Origin of the sequence: Streptococcus sp. FSL K6-1323, from assembly GCF_038630745.1 — a bacterium.
Classification (GTDB): Bacteria; Bacillota; Bacilli; order Lactobacillales; family Streptococcaceae; genus Streptococcus; species Streptococcus salivarius_D.
In genome coordinates, this window is record NZ_CP152039.1 from 1,052,431 (window position 1) to 1,074,852 (window position 22,422).

General features: G+C 39.2%; 20 protein-coding genes and 2 pseudogenes. 21 read left to right on the top strand and 1 reads right to left on the bottom strand.

Features of this window, described 5'->3' with window-relative positions; translation table 11 throughout:
• Positions 1 to 277 precede the first annotated feature (277 nt).
• The gene (deoD, locus tag NST80_RS04675; protein WP_004182452.1) at positions 278 to 988 is read left to right on the top strand and encodes a purine-nucleoside phosphorylase; all 711 of its coding nucleotides are present in this window, start codon (positions 278 to 280) and stop codon (positions 986 to 988) included.
• 73 nt (positions 989 to 1,061) lie between these two features.
• Here deoD and NST80_RS04680 read toward each other — a convergent pair.
• Positions 1,062 to 1,247, bottom strand: a pseudogene (locus NST80_RS04680) (ISL3 family transposase); the annotation flags it as partial.
• Positions 1,248 to 1,468: 221 nt separating this feature from the next.
• Between NST80_RS04680 and NST80_RS04685 the strand changes: the two are divergent.
• The 20 genes and pseudogenes from NST80_RS04685 to NST80_RS04780 all read left to right on the top strand — a co-directional run bounded on the left by NST80_RS04685 (position 1,469) and on the right by NST80_RS04780 (position 22,417).
• Positions 1,469 to 1,633, top strand: coding sequence for a hypothetical protein (locus NST80_RS04685; RefSeq protein WP_002883920.1), 165 nt, complete (start codon positions 1,469 to 1,471; stop codon positions 1,631 to 1,633).
• Between the two features lie 120 nt (positions 1,634 to 1,753).
• Complete coding sequence (gene lepA, locus NST80_RS04690) at positions 1,754 to 3,586, top strand: translation elongation factor 4 (RefSeq protein WP_004182454.1); 1,833 nt, start codon at positions 1,754 to 1,756, stop codon at positions 3,584 to 3,586.
• Between the two features lie 47 nt (positions 3,587 to 3,633).
• Positions 3,634 to 5,013, top strand: coding sequence for a hypothetical protein (locus NST80_RS04695; protein WP_342504650.1), 1,380 nt, complete (start codon positions 3,634 to 3,636; stop codon positions 5,011 to 5,013).
• 98 nt (positions 5,014 to 5,111) lie between these two features.
• A complete protein-coding gene (locus NST80_RS04700; protein WP_342504651.1) occupies positions 5,112 to 5,453 on the top strand; it encodes a hypothetical protein in 342 nt (113 codons plus the stop codon).
• A gap of 213 nt (positions 5,454 to 5,666) precedes the next feature.
• Positions 5,667 to 7,343: an acetolactate synthase AlsS gene (gene alsS / locus NST80_RS04705; protein WP_021146813.1), complete on the top strand. Its 1,677-nt coding sequence runs from the start codon at positions 5,667 to 5,669 to the stop codon at positions 7,341 to 7,343.
• A 15-nt stretch (positions 7,344 to 7,358) separates the two neighbouring features.
• Positions 7,359 to 8,078 carry an acetolactate decarboxylase gene (budA, locus tag NST80_RS04710; RefSeq protein WP_002891043.1) on the top strand — a complete coding sequence of 240 codons (720 nt, stop codon included), beginning with the start codon at positions 7,359 to 7,361 and terminating at the stop codon, positions 8,076 to 8,078.
• Positions 8,079 to 8,258: 180 nt separating this feature from the next.
• Positions 8,259 to 8,690, top strand: coding sequence for a pyridoxamine 5'-phosphate oxidase family protein (locus NST80_RS04715; RefSeq protein WP_096832866.1), 432 nt, complete (start codon positions 8,259 to 8,261; stop codon positions 8,688 to 8,690).
• Between the two features lie 4 nt (positions 8,691 to 8,694).
• Positions 8,695 to 9,528, top strand: coding sequence for a Sir2 silent information regulator family NAD-dependent deacetylase (locus NST80_RS04720; protein WP_183138188.1), 834 nt, complete (start codon positions 8,695 to 8,697; stop codon positions 9,526 to 9,528).
• Positions 9,513 to 10,277 carry a protein-ADP-ribose hydrolase gene (locus NST80_RS04725; protein WP_183138189.1) on the top strand — a complete coding sequence of 255 codons (765 nt, stop codon included), beginning with the start codon at positions 9,513 to 9,515 and terminating at the stop codon, positions 10,275 to 10,277. Before NST80_RS04720 ends, NST80_RS04725 begins: the two co-directional genes overlap by 16 nt.
• A gap of 86 nt (positions 10,278 to 10,363) precedes the next feature.
• Positions 10,364 to 10,813 carry a MarR family transcriptional regulator gene (locus tag NST80_RS04730; protein ID WP_183138190.1) on the top strand — a complete coding sequence of 150 codons (450 nt, stop codon included), beginning with the start codon at positions 10,364 to 10,366 and terminating at the stop codon, positions 10,811 to 10,813.
• An 18-nt stretch (positions 10,814 to 10,831) separates the two neighbouring features.
• The gene (locus NST80_RS04735) at positions 10,832 to 11,686 is read left to right on the top strand and encodes an SDR family oxidoreductase (RefSeq protein ID WP_183138191.1); all 855 of its coding nucleotides are present in this window, start codon (positions 10,832 to 10,834) and stop codon (positions 11,684 to 11,686) included.
• Entirely contained in the window at positions 11,679 to 12,407 is a 729-nt protein-coding gene (locus NST80_RS04740) for an ABC transporter ATP-binding protein (protein WP_183138192.1), read from the top strand. The genes NST80_RS04735 and NST80_RS04740 overlap by 8 nt, the downstream gene beginning before the upstream one ends.
• Positions 12,400 to 13,902, top strand: a complete 1,503-nt coding sequence (locus tag NST80_RS04745) for an ABC transporter permease/substrate-binding protein (protein ID WP_183138193.1) — start codon at positions 12,400 to 12,402, stop codon at positions 13,900 to 13,902. Before NST80_RS04740 ends, NST80_RS04745 begins: the two co-directional genes overlap by 8 nt.
• A 155-nt stretch (positions 13,903 to 14,057) precedes the next feature.
• Positions 14,058 to 14,774: an ABC transporter ATP-binding protein gene (locus NST80_RS04750; protein ID WP_013990539.1), complete on the top strand. Its 717-nt coding sequence runs from the start codon at positions 14,058 to 14,060 to the stop codon at positions 14,772 to 14,774.
• A gap of 1 nt (position 14,775) precedes the next feature.
• On the top strand, positions 14,776 to 15,858 hold the full coding sequence (locus tag NST80_RS04755) for an ABC transporter permease (RefSeq protein ID WP_013990540.1): 1,083 nt from the start codon (positions 14,776 to 14,778) through the stop codon (positions 15,856 to 15,858).
• Between the two features lie 39 nt (positions 15,859 to 15,897).
• Positions 15,898 to 16,521, top strand: coding sequence for a TetR/AcrR family transcriptional regulator (locus NST80_RS04760; protein WP_013990541.1), 624 nt, complete (start codon positions 15,898 to 15,900; stop codon positions 16,519 to 16,521).
• Between the two features lie 144 nt (positions 16,522 to 16,665).
• Positions 16,666 to 18,144, top strand: a pseudogene (locus tag NST80_RS04765) (IS1182 family transposase).
• Between the two features lie 218 nt (positions 18,145 to 18,362).
• Positions 18,363 to 18,971: a TetR/AcrR family transcriptional regulator gene (locus NST80_RS04770; RefSeq protein WP_013990544.1), complete on the top strand. Its 609-nt coding sequence runs from the start codon at positions 18,363 to 18,365 to the stop codon at positions 18,969 to 18,971.
• Positions 18,958 to 20,712: an ABC transporter ATP-binding protein gene (locus NST80_RS04775; RefSeq protein WP_013990545.1), complete on the top strand. Its 1,755-nt coding sequence runs from the start codon at positions 18,958 to 18,960 to the stop codon at positions 20,710 to 20,712. The genes NST80_RS04770 and NST80_RS04775 overlap by 14 nt, the downstream gene beginning before the upstream one ends.
• Positions 20,696 to 22,417: an ABC transporter ATP-binding protein gene (locus NST80_RS04780; RefSeq protein WP_183138195.1), complete on the top strand. Its 1,722-nt coding sequence runs from the start codon at positions 20,696 to 20,698 to the stop codon at positions 22,415 to 22,417. Before NST80_RS04775 ends, NST80_RS04780 begins: the two co-directional genes overlap by 17 nt.
• Positions 22,418 to 22,422: the final 5 nt, after the last annotated feature.

Sequence of the window (22,422 nt, forward strand, 5' to 3'; positions counted from 1 at the left end):
ATATAATAGTAGAAAAATATTTAAAAATAAAAATTAAGAAAGGTAGAGCATGTGTTCTGATTTGAACACGAGCGGAAAGCTAGGAAAATAGATAATCTTCATTTGTTTTCTGTCTGCTTCTTTACCATCAAAAAATAGAAAGGAAGGGTAGTTCGGGTTTGAAACTGAACCCGGGCTAGAGGCTGTGTAAAAAAGATAAATCCTCCTAGATGCGAAGCATCTTTGTCGGATTTCCTATTTTTACTTTGCCTTTTTAACGCCCTTGGTATCTTATATTATGTCTATTCATATTGCTGCTAAGCAAGGAGAGATTGCTGATAAAATTCTTCTTCCAGGGGATCCATTGCGTGCGAAATTCATTGCTGAGAATTTCCTTGAAGATGCTGTATGTTTCAATGAGGTTCGTAACATGTTTGGTTACACAGGAACATACAAAGGTGAACGTGTCTCAGTAATGGGAACAGGAATGGGGATGCCATCTATCTCTATTTATGCGCGTGAGCTTGTCGTTGACTATGGTGTTAAAAAATTGATTCGTGTGGGTACTGCTGGTTCATTGAATGAGGATGTTCACGTTCGTGAGTTAGTTCTTGCACAGGCCGCGGCGACAAACTCTAACATTATCCGTAACGATTGGCCACAATACGATTTCCCACAAATTGCAAGTTTCGATCTCTTGGATAAGGCTTACCACATTGCCAAAGACCTTGGTATGACAACACATGTTGGTAATGTCTTGTCATCTGATGTTTTCTATTCAAATTATTTCGAAAAAAACATTGAGCTTGGTAAATGGGGAGTGAAGGCTGTTGAAATGGAAGCAGCAGCACTTTATTACCTTGCAGCTCAACACCAAGTAGATGCTCTTGCCATCATGACTATTTCTGATAGTTTGGTCAATCCAGATGAAGACACTACAGCTGAGGAACGTCAAAACACTTTCACTGACATGATGAAAGTTGGTCTTGAAACACTAATTGCAGACTAGTGAATTAGTGACAAAAGCCTTTTTTACCATTTGCCAAGTCCGTCTAGGTTTTAAGACAAGACCAGTAGCTATGAGGAATTTTAGAAGCTCTTTGAAATCCGTATTTAATCATCCTTCCTTGGCGGTAAGGGCATAATGGTGCAGGATAATCGAGTTTTGCATGAATCTTGATGTGAGTATCAGTTTCAAAAACGAGTGAAATAATGATATTTGGGTCTTTAGTTCCGATTAATTTTGTGGCGTTCTTAATAAGTCTCATAAGTTTTCCTAATGATGGTTTGGTTGCTTTTCATTATAGCTCTTATGGGATTTTTGTCTGCATTCAAAAAGCTTTATAATCTTTACAGTGGTTTTACCCACTACAGAAATTATAGAGGCTTAATAAAAGGGAGAGCGAAAAGCTCTCTTTTTTTGCTTGATGAAACATAATATTTCTGATAATATAATCGTAATTAATTATGATTTAAGAGGAGCTTTCCCATGTCAGACATTTTACATTATATTGTTGAGCATCCATTTTATTGCCTTATTCTATTAGGAGTTGTTGTACTAGCCTGTGGGTTGGGGCCATTTTCAAGTAGTTCAACAGAAAACAAGCGCTCAGCAATTATTAATAAGCACTACAACGATACTTTTAAGAAATAAGAAGGGCTAAATGCAGTCAGAAAGCAGATATTAGAGATAGGCAAAAGCCTGTCTTTTTTGTATAATAGAAGATAACGATTAGTTTTTTTATAATCACAAGTAAGAACTAGGAAGATAAAAATGCCAAATATTGAAGAATTAAAACAACGACAGGAGAAGATTCGTAACTTCTCTATTATTGCCCATATTGACCACGGTAAATCAACCCTTGCCGACCGTATCTTGGAAAAGACTGAGACAGTGTCAAGTCGTGAGATGCAGGCGCAACTCCTTGATAGCATGGACCTCGAACGTGAACGTGGAATCACTATTAAACTAAATGCCATTGAGCTTAACTATACAGCTAAAGATGGTGAAACATACATTTTCCACCTTATCGACACACCAGGACACGTGGACTTTACTTATGAGGTGTCACGTTCTCTTGCTGCCTGTGAGGGTGCCATCTTGGTGGTGGATGCAGCTCAAGGGATTGAAGCTCAAACTCTTGCCAATGTTTACTTGGCCCTTGATAATGACTTGGAAATCTTACCAGTTATCAATAAAATTGACCTTCCAGCTGCAGATCCTGAACGTGTGCGTACAGAGGTTGAAGATGTCATCGGACTAGATGCTTCTGAAGCTGTGCTTGCATCAGCTAAGGCCGGTATTGGTATCGAAGAGATTCTCGAACAAATCGTTGAGAAAGTGCCTGCACCTCAAGGTGATGTTGAAGCCCCTCTCCAAGCCCTTATCTTTGACTCTGTTTACGATGCTTACCGTGGGGTTATCCTCCAAGTGCGTGTGGTTAACGGAATGGTTAAACCAGGCGATAAGATTCAAATGATGTCTAATGGCAAGACCTTTGATGTTACTGAGGTTGGTATTTTCACACCTAAAGCTGTTGGTCGTGATTACCTTGCGACAGGAGATGTTGGTTATATCGCAGCCTCAATTAAGACCGTTGCGGATACCCGTGTCGGTGATACCGTAACCCTTGCGGATAATCCAGCTGCTGAGCCACTCCATGGCTATAAGCAAATGAACCCAATGGTGTTTGCAGGTCTTTACCCAATTGAGTCAAATAAATATAACGACTTGCGTGAAGCCCTTGAAAAGCTCCAGTTGAACGATGCCAGTCTTCAATTTGAGCCTGAAACGTCTCAAGCCCTTGGTTTTGGTTTCCGTTGTGGTTTCTTGGGTCTTCTTCACATGGATGTTATCCAAGAACGTTTGGAACGTGAGTTTAACATCGACCTCATCATGACAGCGCCATCGGTAGTTTACCATGTTAATACTACTGACGGTGAGATGCTTGAAGTGTCTAACCCTTCAGAGTTCCCAGATCCTACACGTATTGATGCTATTGAAGAACCTTATGTTAAAGCTCAAATCATGGTTCCTCAAGAATATGTTGGTGCGGTTATGGAGTTGGCACAACGTAAACGTGGTGATTTTGAAACCATGGAATACATTGATGATAATCGTGTGAATGTTATCTATCAGATTCCACTTGCCGAAATCGTCTTTGATTTCTTTGATAAATTGAAATCATCTACACGTGGTTATGCAAGCTTTGACTATGAATTGTCAGAATACCGCCGTTCACAATTGGTGAAAATGGATATTCTCCTTAATGGTGACAAGGTCGATGCCCTTAGCTTCATCGTTCACAAGGAATTTGCCTACGAGCGTGGAAAACTTATCGTTGATAAGCTTAAGAAAATCATTCCACGTCAACAATTCGAAGTGCCTATCCAAGCGGCTATCGGTCAAAAAATCGTTGCCCGTACAGATATTAAAGCCCTTCGTAAAAACGTCTTGGCTAAGTGTTACGGTGGTGACGTTTCACGTAAACGTAAACTCCTCGAAAAACAAAAAGCCGGTAAGAAACGTATGAAAGCCATCGGTTCGGTGGAAGTACCCCAAGAAGCCTTCTTGTCTGTGCTTTCAATGGACGAAGAAGAGAAATAAGAGTAATAGTCAGAATGTGATGTTCTGGCTATTTTTGTAAAAAAGTTATGATAAAGAAGATTCTAAAATTTCCCTTCTCAAAGCGTGGAGGGATTTATACTGCGACTATACTCACACTTTTCTTTTTAGGAAATGCTTATACAAAGCATAAATTTCACGAAAAAGCTGTAGAAGAGTTACAGACGGCCCTAAAAGCAGATAAGGTAACTTCCAATGAGATTTTTGGTAGCCGTCAACAATATGTTGCCATTAGTCATGAAGAACCCACTTACTATAATTCTGAAGATAATGTAGCTACAGAAATGATTGGTAGAAATCATTTTGTTCGCTATTACGATACCATGAGTAGTCTGCATCAAGCTCATTTCGTAGTTTATGATATTAACAAAAATTTTGAAAAGAAAATTATTAATTTGACCCCATATTTGAAGAAAATCAAAAATTTTAAAGATATTAAGGAGTTTGGTGTGTCTTTAAGAGAGATCGATGGTTATGATTATGTTTTCTTGACTCCTTCTCAAAGCGATAAGCAATTTGCTTATAATCTAGATACCAATCAATTTTTGACCAGAGACCTACCAGATTATTCTTACAGTAAAGATGAACTGCTATATTTCGGTGATAGGAGTTCTGCTCATAATCAGATGAATGATAGCACCATGTGGGGTTATTTAAAGAGAGAAGGAAACTTAGATGAGCTTTTAAGGAAGTCACCAGCCCCAAAGGACAGCTATTTATCTGCTCAGCTAAACCTTATCATAGAAATTGATAATGTAGACACTTCCAAAGAGGAGAATCAGATTAATCTATTTAATGACAATCCTGGAGTCAAGCATATTTACGAAGAGGCTGTTAATCAGACAAGAACAAACAGTAATACCTTAAAGAAATTTAAAGTATTGACCCGTCAAGGTAAGGAGGGAGATTTTCCGGTCGCTCCAACTGAGCCAGTGAAAAGGAAAGAACCTGATAAACCAAGCGAACCAAAGAAAGTTCCAGAATTTAATGTTTTTCCTGATTCTATTTTTCCTATTAAACCTCTAAGTTTTAGTGAGATTCTTAACCAAAAGGCTCAACAAGACTATCAGAAAGACTATCGAGCTTACGAAAAAGCACGTCAAAAAGTTCAAAAGGATTACGATAGGGAATATAAAGCCTATAAAAAGAAATTGGCTCAATATGAGTCTTATAGAGATAGAGAGTACGAAACACAATCACAAATCTATTTTTCTCCTGAAGAACAAACTAATGATATCTTACATTGGTTGGGAACAAATGGAGAGCAAGCGATTGTAATTTCTGTAGAGGACGGTGCTGGTATCAGGAAGGAAATTCATTCTTTTGCTGATATTAAGGAGTGGGTAGATAAACATGATTACGATAACACTATAAAATCGGACTTTAGAGATTATAAAGGGGTTGACTAAGTATTCTTGAATGCCAATGAGGCTTCTACAAACCCTACACAAGCATTTTTCTCAGCTTTAGGCTATAATAGACAAAAAGGAATCTTGGGAGGGCCACTATGGATATCATGAGTTTTATCCCCAGTCAGCGACAGGCTATTCTGGAGCGTTTTCAGCAAGTGGAGGCCTTGGGATTAGGCGCAGTTCGTATTGAATTGAAGGTTGCTAATCCTGTTGGCATCATCTATGAGTGCTTTATTTTAGCAGGGGAGAATTATTTTTCTTTTCAGGCAGTGGTATCCTTCCGCATTCTCTATGAAAAGGACTTGGAACGCATTTCTTTGGATGTCGTAGATATCCCTGGTCGCTCAAGTTTGTCTAATTATCTCCAGTTACTAGAGATTTTTGAAGGCTTGCAAAATTATCTTAATCGAGAGTTTGCTAAGGTAAAAAATACATGAACATCTGATAGTAATCGGGTGTTTCTTTTTGCGATGGAAGTTCAAAATTTCACAATCTTTTTTTCACAAGATTGTCTGAAAACTGTGCTATAATGATAACAGAATTGTGAAGTGATAAAAGTTTGTGAAAAAACGAGCAGACTTTGACACTTTGTGACTTATACTTGAAAGGAAAATTGGCTCTATCATTTTAGGGCCAGAAGGACTGTGTTCATGTCAGAAGAAAAGCAATTGTATGGTGCGGATTTAGTGGTTGATAGTTTGATCAACCATGATGTTGATTATGTCTTTGGGATTCCAGGTGCAAAAATCGATAGGGTTTTTGATACTTTGGAAGATAAGGGACCTGAATTGATTGTTGCCCGTCATGAGCAAAATGCTGCTTTTATGGCTCAAGGTGTTGGACGTATCACAGGGAAACCCGGTGTAGTATTGGTAACATCTGGTCCAGGTGTCTCAAATTTGGCTACTGGTTTGGTAACAGCGACAGATGAAGGAGATCCTGTTCTTGCTATTGGTGGTCAGGTTAAGCGTGCAGATCTTTTGAAACGTGCCCATCAATCAATGAATAACGTTGCTATGCTTGAACCGATTACCAAGTATGCTGCTGAAGTACATGATGCTAATACACTTTCTGAAACGGTTGCTAATGCCTATCGCCATGCTAAGTCAGGGAAACCGGGTGCAAGCTTTATTTCAATTCCTCAAGACGTGACTGATGCTCCGGTCAGTGTTAAGGCTATCAAGCCTATGACGGATCCAAAACTTGGTTCAGCATCTGTTTCTGATATTAACTATCTCGCACAGGCGATAAAAAATGCCGTATTGCCGGTTTTACTTTTAGGGAACGGTGCTTCATCAGAAGCTGTAACTTACTCTATTCGCCAGATTTTGAAACATGTTAAATTACCAGTTGTTGAAACTTTCCAAGGTGCTGGTATCGTGTCACGTGACCTTGAAGAGGATACTTTCTTTGGTCGTGTAGGTCTTTTCCGTAACCAACCGGGGGATATGTTGCTTAAGAAGTCGGACTTGATTATTGCCATTGGTTATGACCCAATTGAGTATGAAGCACGTAACTGGAATGCTGAAATTTCAGCACGTATTATCGTAATTGATGTTGAACCTGCTGAGGTGGATACTTACTTCCAACCAGAACGTGAATTGATTGGCAATGTAGAAGCAACCTTAGACTTGCTTTTGCCAGCTATTCAAGGCTACAAATTACCTGAAGGATCAGTTGAATATCTAAAAGGGTTAAAAAATACAGTCGTCGAAGATGTTAAATTTGACCGTCAGCCTGAAGAAGGTACGGTACATCCACTCGATTTAATTGAAGTTTTACAAGAACAAACGGATGATGATATGACAGTTACCGTTGACGTTGGTAGTCACTATATCTGGATGGCTCGCTATTTCAAATCGTATGAACCACGTCATTTGCTTTTCTCAAATGGGATGCAAACTTTGGGGGTTGCTCTTCCGTGGGCCATCTCTGCAGCTTTGGTTCGTCCTAAGACAAAAGTCATTTCTGTTTCTGGTGACGGTGGTTTCCTCTTCTCAGCACAAGAATTGGAGACAGCAGTTCGTTTGAAATTGCCAATTGTTCATATTATCTGGAACGATGGCCATTACAATATGGTGGAATTCCAGGAAGAAATGAAGTACGGTCGTTCATCTGGGGTTGACTTTGGTCCTGTAGATTTTGTAAAATATGCTGAGAGCTTTGGAGCGAAAGGTTATCGTGCAACAAGTAAAGAGGAGTTTTCTAGCTTGCTCCAAGAAGCCTTGGCTCAAGCTGTAGATGGACCAGTCCTTATTGATGTTCCAATCGACTATAAAGATAATATTAAACTCGGCGAAACTATTTTGCCAGATGAATTTTACTAAAAAGAGGGTGTAGACATGTCTGAAGCCATAAAATTATTTCAATATAATACTTTGGGAGCCTTGATGGCTGGGCTTTATGGAGGTACTTTAACAGTTGGTGAATTGTTGGAGCATGGAGACTTGGGTCTTGGAACATTAGATTCTATTGATGGGGAGTTGATTGTTCTTGATGGTAAAGCCTATCAAGCTAAAGGCTCTGAAGGTAAAGTCGAAGTGGTAGAAGTTTCTCCAGATGAAAAAGTTCCCTATGCAGCAGTCGTACCTCACCAAGCTGAAGTTATCTTCCGTCAACGTTATGAAATGACTGATAAAGAACTTGAGGATCGTATTGAATCTTACTATGATGGGGTTAATCTCTTCCGTTCTATCAAAATTAAGGGTCATTTTAAACACATGCACGTGCGCATGATTCCTAAATCAAATGCGGATATTAAGTTTGCTGATGTTGCCACTCGCCAACCTGAGTACGAGGTAGATGATATTTCAGGTACCATCGTTGGTATTTGGACGCCAGAAATGTTTCACGGTGTGAGTGTTGCTGGTTATCACCTTCATTTTATTTCAGACGACTTGACATTCGGTGGTCACGTTATGGACTTTGTTATTGAAAATGGTATTATCGAAGTTGGTCCAGTTGACCAACTCGACCAACGTTTCCCAGTTCAAGACCGTCAGTATCTCTTTGCTAAATTCAATGTCGATGAGATGCGTGAAGATATTACCAAGGCTGAATAAAATATTTTAAAGCTATCAATCGATTATAGTTAGAACTTTCCTTGATGATTAGGAAAGTTTTTTTGTTTTTATAATTATTTCGATATCGAAATAATTGACAGATGTAATTATTGATGTTACAATTCGTACTATAAAGTTCGATATGGAACTAAAACTCAAAGAAAGACATGGTGTTTTATAATGGATTATTTGAAAGTGCTAGTCGAAGAGATTCATTCAGTTGTAGTGGCAACGGTTGATGAAACGGGGCATCCACATACAACTGTTATGGATATGATGTGGGAGGATGGGAAAACAGTCTATTTTTTGACAGCTGATTTTAAACCTCTCTACAAGCGTCTTAAGGAAGATGGACGTGTAGCAGTGACAGGGATGACTCAAGGTGCCGGAACTATGGATCGTAAATCTATTTCCCTAACCGGTCAGGTGAAATGGATTGGAAAAGAGCATTTAGAAGAGTTGTTAAAAGCCAATCCATACATGTATGAGATTTATCCGACGGAGGAGGGACGTAGTCACCTACAAGTATTTCGTTTTAAAAATGCAGTAGGCAATTTTTATGATTTGACGCAATTGCCTCCCTATCAAGCAAGATTTGAAATTGAGGGATGATAAGATGACAAAGATTCAAGATGCAAAGAAAATTATTGAAGAAGCAGATAAAATTGTGATTGGAGCGGGAGCTGGCTTATCTGCAGCGGCTGGCTTAACCTACTCAGGCTCACGTTTTGAGGTTTTCTTTAAAGATTATATTGCTCGTTATGGCATGCAGGATATGTACTCTGCAGCTTTTTATCCTTTTGAGACCGCTGAAGAGCGCTGGGGTTATTGGGCTAAGCATATCTATCATAATCGTTACCAGCCAGAGGGACTTTCGCTTTATAGAGATCTTTTCAACTTGGTTAAGGACAAGGATTATTTTGTGATTACGACCAATGTAGATGGGCAGTTTATGAAGACAGGATTTGCTCCGGAACGTTTCTTTGAAGTGCAGGGCAACTACGGAGAGTGGCAGTGCTCCGTTCCTTGTCGTCAGAAAGTCTTTGATAATAGAGGAGCTGTCATGGAGATGCTAAATGAAATCAAGGACTTGAAAATTCCAACCGACTTGATACCGTATTGTCCTCATTGTGGAGCGCCAATGACCATGCATTTACGTGTAGACCAGGCTTTTGTCCAAAATGAGACTTGGGAGGCTTCTTATGAAGCTTATCTAGGATTTTTAGAAGGGATAGAAGATCAAAAGGTTGTCTTCTTAGAATTGGGTGTCGGATACAATACGCCGACCATCATTCGCTATCCTTTTGAGAAAATGACAGCAGTATTTCCAAAGGCCCATTTGATTCGCCTCAATCGTGATGAGCTTGAAGGTTTTGCTGCTACAAAGGAAAAGACAATTTCTATAAATGATGATATGAGGGAGGTACTCCGACAATGGCTAGCAGACTAGAATATTTGATTGATGTTTTAAAAAGCGAGCAAGTATTGACAGAACTAGAGATTCCTGAAAAGGTAGAGGAGCAAGAAGTGTTATATCGGGCTCTTCAAAATGTCCGCTATCCAGCACCGGTGACAGCCGACTTTCTCTACCAACAAGACCGTTATTTACAAGAAAAACTATTAGAAAAAGGAGTTGTAGACTTAAAAGACTTGACTCCGATTCGGCCCAATCTCTACCTGTGGCAAGGCGATATCACTCGTCTGGCGGTTGATGCCATTGTCAATGCGGCCAACAGTAAGCTTTTAGGCTGTTTTGTACCTAATCATTCTTGTATTGACAATGCCATTCACACAGCTGCGGGGGTTGAACTACGTTTAGCCTGTCAGGAGCTCATGCAGGAGCAAGGAGAGGATGAAACTACGGGTCAGGCAAAGATGACCAAGGCCTATAACCTACCTTCCCGCTATGTCCTTCACACAGTTGGGCCTATTATCTATGACGAAGTGACAGATTTGGAAAGACAACAGTTGGCCTCTTCGTACGAAGAGTGTTTGAACTTAGCTTATGAAAAAGGTCTGAGAAGCTTGGCCTTTTGTTGTATCTCAACAGGAGAATTTCGTTTTCCAAATGAAGAGGCAGCTAAGATTGCGATAGAGACGGTTCTACAGTTCCAGAAAGAACACCCTGATATGGTAGTTATATTCAATGTTTTTAAAGATATTGATTATACGATTTATCAAGCATTATTAAAAAAATAATGTTTCTATATAGAAGTAGTTGACGGATGTAACAGACAGTGATACAATAACTTTAATATTTCGATATCGAACAAAAAGGAGACATAATGGACAAGATGTTAGGGGGCTACCAAGCTCTACAGATTCGATTGTTAAACGGGCGTATTTTTCAAAAACTCTTGAGCAAAGAACCAGAAGCTCAATATAGAAGTGAACAAGGAAAAATTTTAACAGTGCTTTGGCAAAAAGAAGATGGTCGAGCAACTGCGACAGATATTGCCCTTGCTTCAGGACTAGCAAACAATACTCTGACTAGTATGATTAAGAAATTAGTTGACCAGGGCTTGGTTACGATTGAACAGAGTGACCAGGACAAGCGCAAGAAGTTTGTCGTTTTGACCGAACTTGGTTGGGCGCAAAAAGAAATCGGAGACCGTGTCAGTAAAGAATTGGGAGAGATTTTCTACCAAGGCTTTTCAGATCAAGAAATCCGAGAATTTGAAGACTTTCAAGAGCGTATAATCTCAAATCTAAAAGCTAAAGAGAATGACATCTAGGGAAAGGAAGTAACAGTTATGATTGGAATAACAGGTGTAACAGGAAAATTAGGTTCTTATGTGGCTAATCTTGTCGATAAGAAAGGAATGGTTTCCGTACACTTAGCACGAAGTCCAGAGCGTGCAAAAGTTTATGCGTCTGCGGAAATCCGTAGAATGTCGTATACCAATACTCCAAAAGTGGTTGAGGCCTTAAAGGGGATCGATACCTTGTTGATGGTTTCTGCTCGGGAAAATCCAGAGCGTGTCAAGGAGCACAAGGAGTTTTTAGATGCTGCAAAGCTTGCGGGGGTGAAGCATATCGTCTATACCTCCTTTTATGGGGCAGATGAGAAGGCAACTTTTACCTTGTCTCGAGATCATGCCCAGACGGAAGCCTATATCAAAGAGTTAGGGTTCACCTATACTTTTTTGAGAGATAATTTTTATTTGGACTTCTTGATTGATATTGCACTTGAAAATGGAGAAATTCGTGGTCCGGCTGGCAGTGGGCAGGTGTCAGCTGTTGCCCGTAAGGACACATCTAGGGTTGCAGCAGAAATTCTTCTAAATCCTAAGGAGTGGGAAAATCAAACCTTGAATTTGACAGGGCCAGAGGATCTTTCCATGGAAGAAATCGTAGCGCTTCTCTCAAAAGAGACAGGTGACGCCATCACGTATGTGGATGAATCAGTAGAAGAAGCTTATGAGTCACGAAAAAAGTGGCCAGCACAAACTTGGGAGTACGATGCTTGGGTCAGTACTTATACAGCTATCAAAGTTGGGGAACAAGCTGGAGTTTCAACAGATGTCGAAAAAGTCCTAGGGCATCCAGCAAGCAGCCTATTGGATATTCTTAGAGACAGAAAACGTATTGAGGAAGAACATGATTGAATACAAAAATGTAGTTCTGCGCTACACTGAAAAAGAGGTTCTTAGAGACGTCAATCTCCGAATTGAGCAGGGAGAATTTATGGTCTTGGTAGGACCTTCAGGATCTGGAAAAACCACCATGCTCAAGATGGTCAATCGTCTTTTGGAGCCGACCAATGGTGATATTTATATGGATGGCAAGCGGATTAAAGACTATGATGAACGAGAGTTGCGTCTTTCTACTGGTTATGTTTTGCAGGCCATTGCCCTCTTTCCAAATCTAACTGTTGCTGAGAATATTGCTCCCATTCCTGAGATGAAGGGCTGGAGCAAGGAACAAATTGCCTCTAAAACAGAAGAACTATTGGACAAGGTGGGTCTGCCTGCTGCAGATTATGCTCATCGCTTACCAAGCGAGTTATCAGGTGGTGAGCAACAGCGGATTGGGATTGTGCGGGCCATCATTGCAGAACCAAAGATTCTATTGATGGATGAGCCCTTTTCAGCTTTAGATGCTATTTCTCGTAAGCAGCTACAGGCTCTTACTAAAGACTTGCACAAAGAATTTGGTATGACGACTATTTTCGTTACTCATGATACGGACGAGGCCCTGAAATTAGGCGATCGGATTGCAGTTCTACAAGAAGGAGAGATTGTACAGGTGGCGGATGCTGAGACCATTCTAACCCGGCCAGCCAACGACTTTGTTGCGGCTTTATTTGGAGGTGCTCACCATGTTTAAACTACTTGCAACCTTTCAAGAACGCTTTGGAGACTGGGTCACTGCACTGGAGCAACATTTGCAACTGTCCTTACTGACCTTGCTCCTTACTATTTTTCTGGCTGTTCCACTGGCTATTTATTTAAGTACGCGCAAGAGAGCGAGCAACTGGGTCCTACAGTTAGCTGGGATTTTCCAGACTATACCTTCCATGGCCCTTTTGGGACTCTTCATTCCCATCATGGGGATTGGAACGCTTCCGGCCTTGGCAGCTCTGGTCATTTACGCCATTTTCCCCATCCTCCAAAATACCATCACCGGTTTGCAAGGAATTGACCCAAGCCTCGAAGAAGCAGGGGTCGCTTTTGGGATGACCAAGTGGGAACGACTTAAAAAGTTTGAAATTCCTTTGGCCATGCCTGTCATCATGTCTGGGATTCGGCCAGCAGCTGTGATGATTATTGGGACAGCAACTTTAGCCGCTCTTGTTGGAGCTGGAGGATTGGGCTCCTTTATCCTTTTGGGTATTGATCGCCGGAACTATAGTCTCATTTTAATCGGGGCTATTTCATCAGCTATTTTAGCCATTCTCTTCAATCTTATTCTCAAATGGCTGGAAAAGGCAAAGCTGCGTACTATTCTAGTGGCCTTTGCTGTCATGGTCCTTGGTTTGGGAGCCAGTTATGCTCCAAGCATCATTCCTCATAAGGAGAAAGACAATCTCGTCATTGCAGGGAAAATGGGACCTGAGCCAGAAATTTTTATGAATATGTATAAGCTTCTCATTGAGGAAAATACTAATATGACGGTGACGGTTAAACCCAACTTTGGGAAGACAGATTTCCTTTACCAAGCCCTGAAAAAAGGAGATATTGATATCTATCCAGAATTTACAGGTACGGTTACAGGGTCTCTCTTGCAGCCAGCTCCTAAAGTGAGTAACGACTCTGAAGAAGTTTTCAAAGCTGCGCGTGATGGTATAAAGAAACAAGACAATCTCGTTTTACTTAAACCCATGGCTTATCAGAATACCTATGCGATTGCAGTTCCAGAAAGTATAGCTGAAGAATATCATTTGAAGACTATTTCTGATCTTAAGGGAGTTCAAGATAAACTGAAGGCAGGATTCACTCTGGAGTTTAACGACCGTGAGGATGGCAACAAGGGCTTGCAGAAGGTCTACGGACTCCATCTACAAGTGGCAACGATGGAACCAGCCCTTCGCTATGAGGCTATCAAGGCTGGTGATATTCAGATAACAGATGCTGAACTTGCTCGCTATGATTTGGTAGTTTTAGAGGATGATAAACATCTCTTCCCTCCTTATCAAGGGACCCCACTCATGAAAGCTGAATTACTCGAAAAACATCCAGAATTGGAAGCAGTCCTCAATAAACTGGCTGGTAAAATCACAGAGGAGCAAATGAGACAGATGAACTACCAAGTAGGGGTAGAAGGCAAGTCTGCTGCTAAAGTGGCACATGAGTTTTTGGTTCAAGAAGGTCTTCTAACATAGAAGCAGATTTCCTTATGAATTCTTAAAAATCTTCGATTTCTATTCGAAGATTTTTTGTTATGAAAATTTTACTTCTCACTTGACAAGTGAGTGAACACTCACTATAATAATCTCATATTCGGAAAGTGAGTAAGCACTCACCTAGGAGGATGCAAATGAAAACATTGCTACATTTACAAGATTTAGAAAAATCTTTTGGTCGTCAAATGGTCTTAGATCACGTTGGTTTTGATTTACAGCCTGGAGAAATTATTGGTCTAATTGGTCCATCGGGTGCTGGTAAATCAACTATGATTAAAACCATGTTAGGCATAGAAAAGGCGGATAGCGGTATGGCTTTAGTCTTAGACCACACCATGCCAAATCGTCACATTCTTGGAGATATTGGCTATATGGCTCAATCAGATGCTCTTTATGAGGCCTTGTCAGGACAAGAAAATTTGGAATTTTTCGGTCAGCTAAAAGGCCTATCAAGAAAAGTCTTAAAGGATGATATTGCCCATGTAGCTCAAGTAGTCGATTTGACAGAACATTTAAATAAGGCAGTATCTGGTTATTCCGGAGGGATGAAACGACGCTTGTCGTTAGCCATTGCACTTTTAGGAAGTCCGCAACTCTTGATTTTGGACGAACCAACTGTTGGTATCGACCCTTCGCTTCGAAAGAAAATCTGGCAAGAGTTGATGGCGCTCAGAGACAAGGGGGTAGGAATCTTAGTCACCACTCATGTTATGGATGAAGCAGAGCTTACGGATAAGGTTGGGCTCTTGTTAGGTGGAAAAATCATTGCCTTTGATACACCAAAAAGTCTCAAAGAAGTCTACGGTGTTTCAAGTATTGAAGAAGTCTTTTTGAAAGCAGAAGGAGAGTAGGATGAGAACCTTGGCTATTGCGAAAAAAGTGATGAAAGAATTGTTTCGTGACAAACGAACTCTTGCCATGATGTTTGTAGCACCAGTCTTTATTATGTGGTTGATGAATCTCATGTTTTCGGCTAGTACAGCCGTGAATATTAAACTAGCAACACAAGATCTGCCAACTAGTTTGGTGACAAAAATGGATGATCTGGACCATGTTAGTGTACAGACTTACAAGGATCTCAATCAAGCAAAGAAAGACTTAGCTGATGAAAAAGTAGATGCAGTGGTTTCTTATAAAAATGGTGAATATCAGGTAGTTTATGCTAATACAGATGCCTCTAAAACATCTATGACTCGACAAGTATTGCGGACGAGTATCGCTAGTGAAGGAAGTAATCAACTAATGGCTCGTGTCAAACAAGCTCTTCCACAATTGAAATTGGAGGCAAAAGCTCCAGAAATCAAGGAATCCTACCAGTATGGTGATAAAAATACAAGCTTTTTTACAAGTATGATTCCAGTTTTGATTGGCTTTGTAGTTTTCTTTTTTGTTTTTTTGATTTCAGGTATGGCACTTTTGAAAGAGCGTACCAGTGGTACACTAGAGCGTTTATTAGCAACTCCAGTCAAACGTTCTGAAATCGTTTATGGTTACATGTTGTCTTACGGACTCATTGCGATTCTTCAAACAGCAGTCGTAGTCCTAGCAGCTATTTGGTTATTAAATGTAGAAGTTGTCGGAAATCTATTTAATGTTATAATTGTTAATGTAGTACTGGCTCTTGTGGCGTTGGCCTTCGGAATTCTCTTGTCTACCTTGGCGAAATCAGAATTTCAAATGATGCAATTTATTCCCCTTGTCATTATGCCGCAGCTCTTTTTCTCTGGAATTATTCCATTGTCATCAATGGGAGACTGGGCTCAAACGGTAGGGAAATTTTTGCCATTGACCTACTCAGGTGATGCAATGAGTCAGATTATTCTTTACGGACGTAGCATTGGAGACGTTTTGCCAAATATCGGCGTTCTACTGATTTTCCTTGTCATTTTGACAATCCTCAATATTGTAGGCTTACGCCGTTACCGTAAAGTTTAAAGGAAAACACAAAAAAATACTAAAAGGGATGACTGTTTAATGGATAAGACTATTTTTGAATCATTTGAAGATTACTTAGAGGAGGCAGATTATCCTCAAGGGAAGAAAAAGATTATGCGGTCGGCAGTAGATCTCATTTCTAGCAAGGGCTATAATGGCACCTCTACCCTTAACATAGCTAAGCATGCTGGACTCAGTCAGGCTACCTTATTTAAGTATTTTAAAACGAAAGTCGATTTGTTAACGGCTATTTTACACCCTGTGGTTCCTGGACTATTCGGAAGTTTTTTTGAAGAACTGTTAACTTTTGAAACGACAGAAGAAAAAGTTCATTATCTTGTCCATAATCGAATGACCTATCTCAAAAAGAATCGTGCTCTGATAAAAATCATTTTTCATGAAATATTCTCTAATAATAAACTAAGAAATGAACAGAAGTTCATCTGGAATTCTATCCAGGATAAACTTCTGATACTCCACAAGGAATTGCTGGCAGATCCACGTGTTAATCCTGAATTAACCATTCCTCAAATGGTTCGCATCTGTGTAGGTCCTTTGTTAGCTTATTTTGCTCAACTATATATCGTTGGCGATAATGGCGAAATGGCAGAAGAGGACTTAGACTTGTTAGAAAAGCAAATCTTAGGTGGTTTGTGGAAGTAGCAATTTTCTAAATATAGAATGAAAAAACAACTTTTAAAAGTTGTCTCAGATTGAAGACAAAGTCCTCAGAAGTTATTCTTCTGGGGACTTTTCTTGCTTTGAAGGAGTATAATAAAAGAAAAAGGTATTTGATGAGGTGCTTCTATGTTTCACAAAGAAAACCCTGAGTACAATCGACGTCAAGTAGGCTTCTATACGCTTGATGAACTTGTACCTAAAGACCATTTTCTAAGAAAAGTTGAGGAAACGATTGATTTTTCTTTTATTTATGATCTTGTCGAGGATAGTTATTCCTCCGATAATGGTCGCCCTAGTCTAGACCCTGTTTTATTAGTTAAAATTCCGTTGATTCAATGTTTTTATGGCATTCGTTCTATGCGCCAAACCATCAAGGATATTGAGGTGAATACAGCTTACCGTTGGTTTCTTGGCTTATCTCTGGACGATAAGGTACCACATTTTACAACTTACGGTAAGAACTATAGCCGACGCTTTCAAAACAAGGAAGTATTAGCACACATTTTTAGTCATGTGCTTCATCATGTTTTGGAAGCAGGGCTCATTGATTCCTCAGAAATCTTCATTGATGGGACCCATATCAAGGCAACTGCTAATAATCATAAGTACAAAACTGTTGTTGTTGATCAAAAAGCTAAATTCATGAGTGAACAACTGGAAATTGAGATTAATTTAGATAGGAGAAAACACGCAAAAAAGTTCTTAAAGCCCGCCAAAAAAGGCGAGGCTAAACCTAAGAAACAATCAACGATAGATCCAGACAGTGGTTGGTTTCACAAGGGAGAGCACAAGGAAGTCTTCGCTTATAATGCTCAGGTAGCTTGTGATAAACATGGTTGGGCCTTGGCTTATACAGTTGAAGCAGGTAACATCCATGATAGTCAGGTCTTCCCTACTCTTTTTGCCAAGCTAGAACCCTTCTCACCTGAATTCATTATTGCGGATTCAGGTTATAAAACACCTAGTATTGCCAAGTTTCTTCTAGAACAAGGGATTACACCAGACCAAGAGGTAAGAAAGATTTTTTACGTCCAAAAGACTTTGTCTATGACGAACATTTTGACTGCTATCTTTGTCCAGAGAACCAGATATTAACTTATCGTACAACGACACGTGAAGGTTATCGAGAGTATAAAAGTAATCCTAAAATTTGTAAGACCTGTCCCTTGTTAGCGATTTGTACTGAAAGTCGGCAGCACCAAAAAATTATTGTGCGTCATATTTGGAAAGATGCTCTAGAAGTCTGTGAAGATATCCGTCATCAAAGTGGGATGAAGGAACTGTACCAACACCGGAAAGAAACGATAGAACGGTTATTCGGAACAGCAAAAGAATACCATAACTTACGTTATACCAGAGAAAAAGGAAAGTCCAAAATGGAAGCTAAGGTTGGTCTTACTTTAGCGTGCCTAAATATCAAAAAATTAGTAAAAATGATGGCAGGAAATACCTATAATTTTACTCAAATACCTCAATATTATTGGATTATGGGAGAATTAAGTATGAATATAAAAAAGACAAACATCGTTTTTTGATGTTTGTCTTCATTCTGAGCAGGTTTATATCCTGTGTATTATTTTTTTGTTTAATAGGAAATTTCTTTGAAATTCCCTATTAAACAAAAATCTCTCCGAGGGATGCGCAGCTCGCGGCAGGGAAGTTTGCCTTGTGGCACCGCTCGCGCGCGAAGTGTGTGCAAGCACACACTTTTTAATGCAAAAAGTTATTGATAATTATTATAAATAAATATATTGTTAGTTGTAACTAATAGTCGTATAATATATTTACCGACGATATCGTCGGTGTGAATGGAGGTTGACGATATGACTGCTAAAAAAAGGCTTATTGCGGCTGAAAGGAAGAGAGAAATTATGAATTCGGCAGCTAAAGTAATTTCCAAAAAGGGATTGGAAAAGGCAACTATGGAGGAGATTATCGCCGGGACTACTTTATCCAAAGGGGGTGTATATCATTATTATGGGAGCGTGAATGAGATTTTTAAGGATATCATGAGGTTTGGAATTGAGTATAGAAATAACGTCATTAAAGAGTATTTAAGCGAATGTAAAAAGGGTGAGGAAATACAGTTTATGGCAAGACAGCTTGTAGACAAGATTATTGATGATAACCCTTATATGCCTCTTTATGTAGAATTCCTAATCGCTCAAAAAAGAAATCCGGAATTAAACACTATGATGCATGATTTACAGACTGAGACTATGGAAAGCTTTAAGAGAGTCTTTAAAAATGATTGGGAATGGCTATATAGCTCTAATGAAGTTCATTTTTTTACTGATTACATGAATGCATTAATACTTGCTTCTAATATTTTAGAGGCTAGGGAGAACTTTAAGAAGAACAGGAGGTATTTGGAGGACATGATTGTTTATTTATTTAAACAAGGAAAGGAGAAAGATAATGGGGGTTTATAAAAAACTATTTCGATATGTTCCGGAGGTTAAATTGCTGGGATATGTGGCAATATTGATATCAGGGATATCAGCTTTTTTGATGGTATATGGATATTACTACATATATTTATTCCTAAAAGAAGTTGTTGTAAATGGAAACTATGAGAATGCAGGATTTTATTCAACAATAACAGTCATTTGTTTAACGATAAGTGCTGCTTTATATCTGACATCAGGGCTTGTTTCTCATAAACTTGCATTTCGCCTTGAGACAAATCTTAGAAAAAGAGGTATTGACGGGCTTACAGACTCAAGCTTTAGATTTTTTGATCTAAATTCCTCTGGTTATATCAGAAAAACCATAGATGATAATGCAGCTAAGACACATATGGCTGTAGCACATATGCTGCCTGACAATTCACAAGCCTTCCTAGTTCCGATATTCACACTGGTCTTGTCATTTTTAATTAGTATCAGAGTGGGATTGCTTATTGTAATATTATCGGTTGTTTGTGGCTTGATTTTATGTATGATGATGGGAAACAAAGATTTTATGAAAAAGTATCAGGAATCATTTGATAAACTCAGTTCAGAAACTGTCGAGTATATCAGAGGCATTCAGGTTGTAAAAATCTTTGGAACCAGACTTAAGTCATTCAAGGCATTATACGAGGCTATTATGGACTATTCAAGGTATGCACTGGATTATTCTATTTCCTGCAAACTGCCCTATGTTGTCTATCAGTTGATATTTTTGGGGCTTATAGCAATCATCAGTATTCCGCTTTGTTTTTTTATTTTAGAAGCTAAGAATCCGAAGTTTATGGCAGTAGAACTTATTATGATATTCTTTCTAAGTGGCGTAATCATGGTTTCGTTTATGAAGATAATGTGGGCGAGCATGAATATTTATAACGCTAACTTTGCCATTGACCACTTAGAAGAATTGTACAAAAAGATGCAGGAAGACAAGCTCTCATACGGAGATAGGACTAATTTTGACAACTATGATATCGAATTTGAAAATGTAAGCTTTTCATACGGCGAGAATAAAGTTCTGGAAGATTTATCATTTTCACTTAAGGAAAAGAGAACCTATGCCCTGGTGGGACACTCAGGTTCAGGAAAGTCTACGATAGCAAAGCTTTTATCAGGGTTTTACAAGGTGGATAAGGGAGCTATTAAGATAGGCGGACACAGACTTGAAGAATACTCGAAAGAAGCTATTATACGAAGCATTTCATTCGTATTTCAAGACAGTAAGCTGTTTAAGAAGTCAATATATGACAATGTTGCACTTGCTGATGAAAAAGCCGGAAGAGAAGAGGTATTAAAGGCTCTAAGCCTTGCTGGCTGTGATGAAATTATCGCTAAGTTTAAGGATGGCGAGAATACAATTATCGGCTCAAAGGGGGTATATCTTTCAGGGGGTGAAAAACAAAGGATAGCTATAGCCAGAGCAATACTTAAAAATTCGCCTATTGTCATAATGGATGAAGCCAGTGCCGCTATAGATGCGGATAATGAGTACGAATTACAAAAAGCCTTCAAGAACCTGATGAAGGATAAGACAGTAATAATGATAGCCCACAGGTTGACAAGCATCAGGAATGTAGATGAAATCATCGTTTTGGAGAATGGCAGGATTGTGGAAAGAGGAGATAATGATTCGTTACTATCTGCACAGGGACTATACTGTAGGCTTTTAAACTTATATGAAACTGCAAATGATTGGAGGGTGTCAAATGAAAAACTATTATAAGAAAAGATATGCCTTATCTGAACAGGGGGCTGCCAATCTTTCAAAGTCGACTTTATACTGCTTTTTGACATATTGTATAAATATCGCTCCAATGTTTATTTTAATGGCATTGTTTAATCAACTTGTCATCGGAAAGGCATATAGTACCATTCAATACATTGTTATGGGAGTGCTTACCTTAGTGCTTATGTATATCCTGCTCTCGAAAGAATATGTAAGTCTTTATAATGCGACATACAAGGAGTCCGCTAACTTAAGAAAGGGTATAGCAGAGAACCTTGCTGACCTGCCATTAGCTTATTTTTCAAAGCACGATTTGTCAGACCTTTCACAAACAATAATGTCTGATGTGGAGAGGATAGAGCATGCTATGAGCCACTCCATCCCTAAGGTAGTAGGTATGTGGATTTTCTTTCCGCTTATGGGGCTAATGATGCTTATTGGGAACTGGAAAATGGGACTTGCAGCCATTATACCTACTCTTCTTTGTTTCTTGATTACACCTTTAGCTAAGCAAAAGGAAGTATTTGAGTACAGCAAATATTTTGGGGTGCTTAGGGAGAATTCAGAGCTTTTTCAGGAAGCCATAGAACTGCAGCAGGAAATAAGCAGCTTCAACCAGTCGGACAAGGTAAAAAAGACCTTGTATAAGAAAATGGAGGAGAGTGAGAGGGCACATTTTAAGGTTGAGCTTTTGTCTATGATTGCCGTAGGGCTATCATCGTCCCTATCCTATATCAGCGTGGCTGTAGTAATAGCAGTGGGTATACAGCTTCTTTCTCATGGTGAGATTAGTCTTCTATACCTTATAGGTTATATCATAGGAACAATCAAAGTAAAAGAGCTCTTTGATATATCTATAGAGGGTATGACGGAAATGTCATATATAGAGCCGGCAGTAAGACGAATTAAAGAGATTAAGAGCGCAGTTCTTCAGGAGGGTGAAGACACGGAGCTTAAGAGCTATGACATAGAATTTAACCATGTATCATTTTCCTATGACAAAGCTACTAAGGTGCTTAAAGATGTGAGTTTTACAGCAAAGCAGGGTGAAGTCACAGCCCTTGTGGGGGTATCAGGTTCAGGTAAAACCTCTGTCTTAAGAGTAGTATCAAGGCTTTATGACTATGATGGAGGCAGCATACTGATTGACGGAAAAGACATTAAAAATATATCGACGGATTCTTTATTTAAGAAGATATCCATAGTCTTCCAGGATGTGACGCTCTTTAATACCAGCATACTTGAAAATATAAGGCTTGGTAGAGAAAGTGCAACTGATGAAGAGGTAAAAGAAGTGGCTATTCTTGCTAATTGCTTGGACTTTATAGAAAAGCTGCCTGAGGGATTTAACACCAAGGTGGGTGAAAATGGTACTGAGCTTTCTGGCGGAGAAAGACAGAGGTTATCGATAGCAAGGGCATTTCTTAAGGATGCACCTATTCTTATACTTGATGAAATATCTGCAAGCCTTGATGTAGACAATGAGAAAAAGATTCAGGATAGCCTAAATAAGCTTATAAAGAATAAGACAGTCATCATCATTTCTCATAGGTTAAAGTCCATAGAAAATGTGGATAAAATAGTTGTTATTGATGATGGCAGGGTTGAAACAGCAGGAACTCATAAGCAACTTTTAGAACAATCAAAGGTATATAAAAATCTTATTGAAAAAACTAACTTGGCAGAAGAATTTAGTTATTAAGGGGG

Coding starts and splice junctions, on each gene's coding strand:
- NST80_RS04735 (WP_183138191.1), top strand. CDS start 10,832: ATGATTGGAATAACAGGTGTAACAGGAAAATTAGGTTCTTATGTGGCT.
- NST80_RS04745 (WP_183138193.1), top strand. CDS start 12,400: ATGTTTAAACTACTTGCAACCTTTCAAGAACGCTTTGGAGACTGGGTC.
- NST80_RS04715 (WP_096832866.1), top strand. CDS start 8,259: ATGGATTATTTGAAAGTGCTAGTCGAAGAGATTCATTCAGTTGTAGTG.
- budA (WP_002891043.1), top strand. CDS start 7,359: ATGTCTGAAGCCATAAAATTATTTCAATATAATACTTTGGGAGCCTTG.
- NST80_RS04700 (WP_342504651.1), top strand. CDS start 5,112: ATGGATATCATGAGTTTTATCCCCAGTCAGCGACAGGCTATTCTGGAG.
- deoD (WP_004182452.1), top strand. CDS start 278: ATGTCTATTCATATTGCTGCTAAGCAAGGAGAGATTGCTGATAAAATT.
- alsS (WP_021146813.1), top strand. CDS start 5,667: ATGTCAGAAGAAAAGCAATTGTATGGTGCGGATTTAGTGGTTGATAGT.
- NST80_RS04770 (WP_013990544.1), top strand. CDS start 18,363: ATGACTGCTAAAAAAAGGCTTATTGCGGCTGAAAGGAAGAGAGAAATT.
- NST80_RS04720 (WP_183138188.1), top strand. CDS start 8,695: ATGACAAAGATTCAAGATGCAAAGAAAATTATTGAAGAAGCAGATAAA.
- NST80_RS04740 (WP_183138192.1), top strand. CDS start 11,679: ATGATTGAATACAAAAATGTAGTTCTGCGCTACACTGAAAAAGAGGTT.
- NST80_RS04755 (WP_013990540.1), top strand. CDS start 14,776: ATGAGAACCTTGGCTATTGCGAAAAAAGTGATGAAAGAATTGTTTCGT.
- NST80_RS04780 (WP_183138195.1), top strand. CDS start 20,696: ATGAAAAACTATTATAAGAAAAGATATGCCTTATCTGAACAGGGGGCT.
- NST80_RS04730 (WP_183138190.1), top strand. CDS start 10,364: ATGGACAAGATGTTAGGGGGCTACCAAGCTCTACAGATTCGATTGTTA.
- NST80_RS04750 (WP_013990539.1), top strand. CDS start 14,058: ATGAAAACATTGCTACATTTACAAGATTTAGAAAAATCTTTTGGTCGT.
- NST80_RS04695 (WP_342504650.1), top strand. CDS start 3,634: ATGATAAAGAAGATTCTAAAATTTCCCTTCTCAAAGCGTGGAGGGATT.
- NST80_RS04725 (WP_183138189.1), top strand. CDS start 9,513: ATGGCTAGCAGACTAGAATATTTGATTGATGTTTTAAAAAGCGAGCAA.
- lepA (WP_004182454.1), top strand. CDS start 1,754: ATGCCAAATATTGAAGAATTAAAACAACGACAGGAGAAGATTCGTAAC.
- NST80_RS04760 (WP_013990541.1), top strand. CDS start 15,898: ATGGATAAGACTATTTTTGAATCATTTGAAGATTACTTAGAGGAGGCA.
- NST80_RS04775 (WP_013990545.1), top strand. CDS start 18,958: ATGGGGGTTTATAAAAAACTATTTCGATATGTTCCGGAGGTTAAATTG.
- NST80_RS04685 (WP_002883920.1), top strand. CDS start 1,469: ATGTCAGACATTTTACATTATATTGTTGAGCATCCATTTTATTGCCTT.